We start from the raw sequence: 3811 nt of genomic DNA, 5'->3' as shown, positions 1-3811 counted from the left end.
GTGCATCCTGACGTCGAAACTGTCGATCGCGCCAAAAAGCCGTCGCGCTTCCTCATAGACCGATTGCCCCTTGGGGGTCAGCCTGAAACCGGCGCGCCCCCGTTGGGCCAATGTGAGCCTGAGGCGAGCCTCAAGCGCGGTAAGATGGCCTGAGATAGTGGAAAGCGAGATGTTGAGCTCATCCTGCGCGGGAGCAAGACCGCCCGCCTCCACGATCGATGTGAAGATCTTCAGCAATCGGATGTCGGCTGCGTCGAATGCCATGGGACGGCGCGCCTGTTGCTGGTCAAATCCCTAGTTGACGGCCACAAAGAACTTTGTGGCCGGTTCGACCGTCAACCAATCGCCCTTCCAGTTCTTTGGCACGACAAAACCCTCGCCGGGTCCGAAGATCAGTTCGTTCCCCTGAGTGTCTCTCAACCCGACCTTGCCCGTGAGGATGGAACAGATCTCCGTGTAGGGCCAGCGCTCGAAGCTGATTGTCCCCGGCTCCCCTACCCAGTAGCCGACGGTCACATGGTCGGAGTTCTGCTCGTGACAGCGATATTCCGTTTCCGACCAGCCCGGCGAAACGCCGTCGTAGTCGGAAAGCGGCGGCACGAACGAGTTGGAAGGGGAGGCCGTGAGGCGCACGATCGCACCAACGCCCTGCTTATCTGAACCTGCACCAGGCATTCATGTCCTCCTCAAAAACAGTGAACCGGTTCTAAATAAGCTCAAGCCGCGCAATTGCACAATAGCCGGCGCGTGGCGGGCTGGTCGATTGCAGGATATAAATCTCTGAACAATTTCATATACTTATAAGAAACGCCCCTAATTACTTTGGATTCCCCCAAACCTTTGTTCGAGAGAATGTAATGTGAACGGAAATGCGAGTGTGGTCGGCTGGTCTTGCCGTAAAAAACAAGCTTTGACGGGAAACCGGCTGAACGCAGGGACCGAGATCGGACCTGGCCATAAGCTCTAAATGGGAGTTGGAAAATGTTCTATTCAAGCAAGCCGACCGCGTTCATGTGCGCTGTCATGTGTGGCGCGCTGCTCGGATACTTAACCACATCCGCATCCGCGGACGGCGTGAAGACGCCCGAACGCATCAAATCAGCTGGCAAGATTGTCTTCTGCACCGATGTGGGGTTTCCCCCCTGGGAGATGTATGATCCCAACACGCAGCAGCCGACCGGCTTTGATGTCGATATGGCGGCGGCCGTGTCGAAGGAGATGGGTGTCAAGAGCGAGCACAAGAACATCGGCTTTGACGGGCTGATCCCGGCTCTGCTGGCTAACCAGTGCGACGCCATCATCTCGGGCTTCTACGACAAGCCGGAAAGGGCAAAGGTGGTCGATTTCGCCGATTACGCCAAGACGGGAAGCTCGATCATCGTGAAGGCCGACAGCAAGCTGGACGCCAAGACCTTGCAAGACTTCTCCGGAAAGAAGGTCGCGGTGGGCATCGGCACCGCCGGCGAGACGACGATGAATGAAGTCAACGAGGCCCTGAAGGCCGCGGGCAAGGACGAAATCAAGGTCGTCGCCGTTCAGACCAGCGCGGAGGCTTTCCAGCAGTTGATGGTCGGACTGGTGGACGGTTACCTCGGATCCACCGACCAGGCAGGGTACTATAACAAGCAGCAGCCAGGAAGCGTGAGGCTCCAGGGCGATGTCGTCGTCGCGTTCCCGACGGGCATCGCCACGCGTCCCAACGACAAGGAACTGCATGAGGCCTTCGCCCAGGCGATCAAGGCGATCCAGGCGAACGGGACCTATGACGGCATCCTGAAGAACTGGGGATTCGAGGCGCTCGCCCTCCGCTAGCTGGTAAACCCAAGGGTCTGGCGCGCTGCGCCGGACCTTTCCTCTGGCTTTTTTAGGATTTGGACGTTGGGAAATCTCAATCTCGATCCGGAGTTTTTCGTCCGGTATCTCTTCAACCCGCCATCGATGGTCTGGTGGGGTCTCGTGATGACGATCGTGGTGTCGGCGGTCGCGATGGTGCTCGGAATCATCGTTGGCCTTCTCATCGCGCTTGCGCGGATGTCCCGCTTTGCCGCGCTGCGCAACTGGGCAAAGCTGTATCTCTGGTTCTGGCGGGGGACGCCGCTGCTGGTCCAGCTTGTATTGATCTACACCGGTGTGGCCGCTTCCGGCATCTATATGTATCCGGACCTGAACATCGGGCCGCTGCATGTTTCGGGAGCGCTTCAGGCCGCGATCCTTACGCTTGCGCTCAACGAGGCGGCATACATGTCCGAGATCTTCCGGGCGGCCATTTCGGCCATCGATAAGGGTCAGTTCGACGCTTCCAAGGCCATAGGAATGACGCCGGGGATGGCGATGCGCTGGATCATCATGCCGCAGGCCGCCCGTATCGTCATGCCACCTCTGGGCAATGAAGTGACGCTGATGATCAAGAGCACCTCGCTGCTTGCCGTAATCGGCATCAGAGAGCTTTTCGGAACGCTGCAATCGCTCAATGCCGCCACGTTCCGCACCTTCGAGCTCTTTGCCATCGCTGCCATCTGGTATCTGATCTTGACCACCATCATGGGCGCGGTTCAGCGCGTGCTGGAGGCTCATTTCTCGCGGCACGAATGGGATCACGGCGCCGCGACCGAGCCGGATCGTACGCTCATCGACGTCAGGAAATAAGAAATAATATGACTCAGGACCCTATTGTCCAAATCCAGGACGTTCACAAATCTTTTGGTCGCCTCGAAGTCCTGAAAGGCATCACGTTCGACGTTTCCGTCGGCGAGGTGGTCTGCCTGCTGGGTGCGTCGGGTTCCGGCAAGACGACGCTCGTTCGCTGCATCAATCATCTGGAGACGATCAACAAGGGCAAGATCCTCGTTGCAGGCGAGATGATGGGATATCGCCAGGAAGGCGACAGGCTCAAGGAACTCTCCGCCAGGAAGATCGCCGCGCAGCGCCAGCACACGGGGATGGTGTTCCAGCGGTTCAATCTGTTCCCGCACATGACGGCGCTGGAGAACATCTCCTGCGGGCCAATCCGCGTCCAGAAACGGCCAAGACCAGAGGTAGAGGCCGAGGCAAGGGGCTATCTCAGTCGCGTGGGTCTCGCCAACAAGGCAATGAGCTATCCGGGGCAGCTTTCGGGCGGCCAGCAGCAGCGCGTCGCGATTGCCCGCGCGCTCGCGATGAAGCCGAAGGTTTTGCTGTTCGATGAGCCGACAAGTGCTCTCGACCCCGAGACTGTCGGCGAAGTCCTCGAGGTCATGAGGAGCGTGGCCAAAGCCGGCATGACGATGATTGTCGTCACCCACGAGATGGCCTTCGCAAGAGAGGTTGCCGACCGGATCGTGATGATGGACCGGGGGGTGGTCATTGAAACCGGCACGCCCGAGGAATTTTTCAATGCTCCCAAGAACGAGCGTACGCGCGCGTTCCTCAGGGGATTTGCGTGAGCGCGGTCTGGCCCAATCTTTCGGCTTTCGAGCCAAACCCCGATCTGGCCGGCTTCCGGCCGGCCATCGGAAGACAGGGTCTGGTCAGTTCGCCGCATGCGGGCGCGTCTCGGATCGGGCTCGACATTCTTCGGCAGGGCGGAAACGCGGTCGATGCAGCGATCGCAACAAGCGCGGCCTTGGCCGTCTATACGCCGATGCAGTGCGGTCCCGGGGGTGATGCCTTCTGGTTGATCGCGTCGTCAGATGGCGACATGTCAGCAATGGACGCATCCGGACCGGCCAGCCGCAATGCTGATCCGGTCAAGCTCCGCAAGCAAGGCTTTCTCTCCATCGAAGAAAGGTCAGCCTACTCCGTGACCGTGCCTGGGGCGGTCGACGGCTGGGCT

6 protein-coding genes are annotated in these 3811 nt (G+C 59.3%); 4 read left to right on the top strand and 2 right to left on the bottom strand.

Annotated elements, in window-relative coordinates; all coding sequences use genetic code 11:
- Both EOA60_RS22995 and EOA60_RS22990 read right to left on the bottom strand, forming a co-directional pair.
- The coding region (locus tag EOA60_RS22995; RefSeq protein WP_164899477.1) for a LysR family transcriptional regulator at nucleotides 1–264 on the bottom strand (264 nt) is incomplete at its 3' end.
- A gap of 30 nt (nucleotides 265–294) precedes the next feature.
- Nucleotides 295–675 carry a cupin domain-containing protein gene (locus EOA60_RS22990; RefSeq protein ID WP_127335876.1) on the bottom strand — a complete coding sequence of 127 codons (381 nt, stop codon included), beginning with the start codon at nucleotides 673–675 and terminating at the stop codon, nucleotides 295–297.
- 306 nt (nucleotides 676–981) lie between these two features.
- Here EOA60_RS22990 and EOA60_RS22985 point away from each other — a divergent pair, with 306 nt between their 5' ends.
- The 4 genes from EOA60_RS22985 to EOA60_RS22970 all read left to right on the top strand — a co-directional run.
- Nucleotides 982–1812: an ABC transporter substrate-binding protein gene (locus tag EOA60_RS22985; protein WP_127335875.1), complete on the top strand. Its 831-nt coding sequence runs from the start codon at nucleotides 982–984 to the stop codon at nucleotides 1810–1812.
- A gap of 66 nt (nucleotides 1813–1878) precedes the next feature.
- Nucleotides 1879–2646 carry an amino acid ABC transporter permease gene (locus EOA60_RS22980; RefSeq protein WP_127335874.1) on the top strand — a complete coding sequence of 256 codons (768 nt, stop codon included), beginning with the start codon at nucleotides 1879–1881 and terminating at the stop codon, nucleotides 2644–2646.
- Between the two features lie 8 nt (nucleotides 2647–2654).
- Nucleotides 2655–3422, top strand: a complete 768-nt coding sequence (locus EOA60_RS22975; RefSeq protein ID WP_127335873.1) for an amino acid ABC transporter ATP-binding protein — start codon at nucleotides 2655–2657, stop codon at nucleotides 3420–3422.
- On the top strand, nucleotides 3419–3811 hold a 393-nt coding region (locus EOA60_RS22970), incomplete at its 3' end, for a gamma-glutamyltransferase (protein WP_206628200.1). The genes EOA60_RS22975 and EOA60_RS22970, both read left to right, overlap by 4 nt.

This window comes from Mesorhizobium sp. M1A.F.Ca.IN.020.06.1.1 (assembly GCF_004023265.1).
Taxonomy (GTDB): Bacteria; Pseudomonadota; Alphaproteobacteria; order Rhizobiales; family Rhizobiaceae; genus Mesorhizobium.
This window is presented reverse-complemented; position numbering and strand designations above follow the sequence as displayed.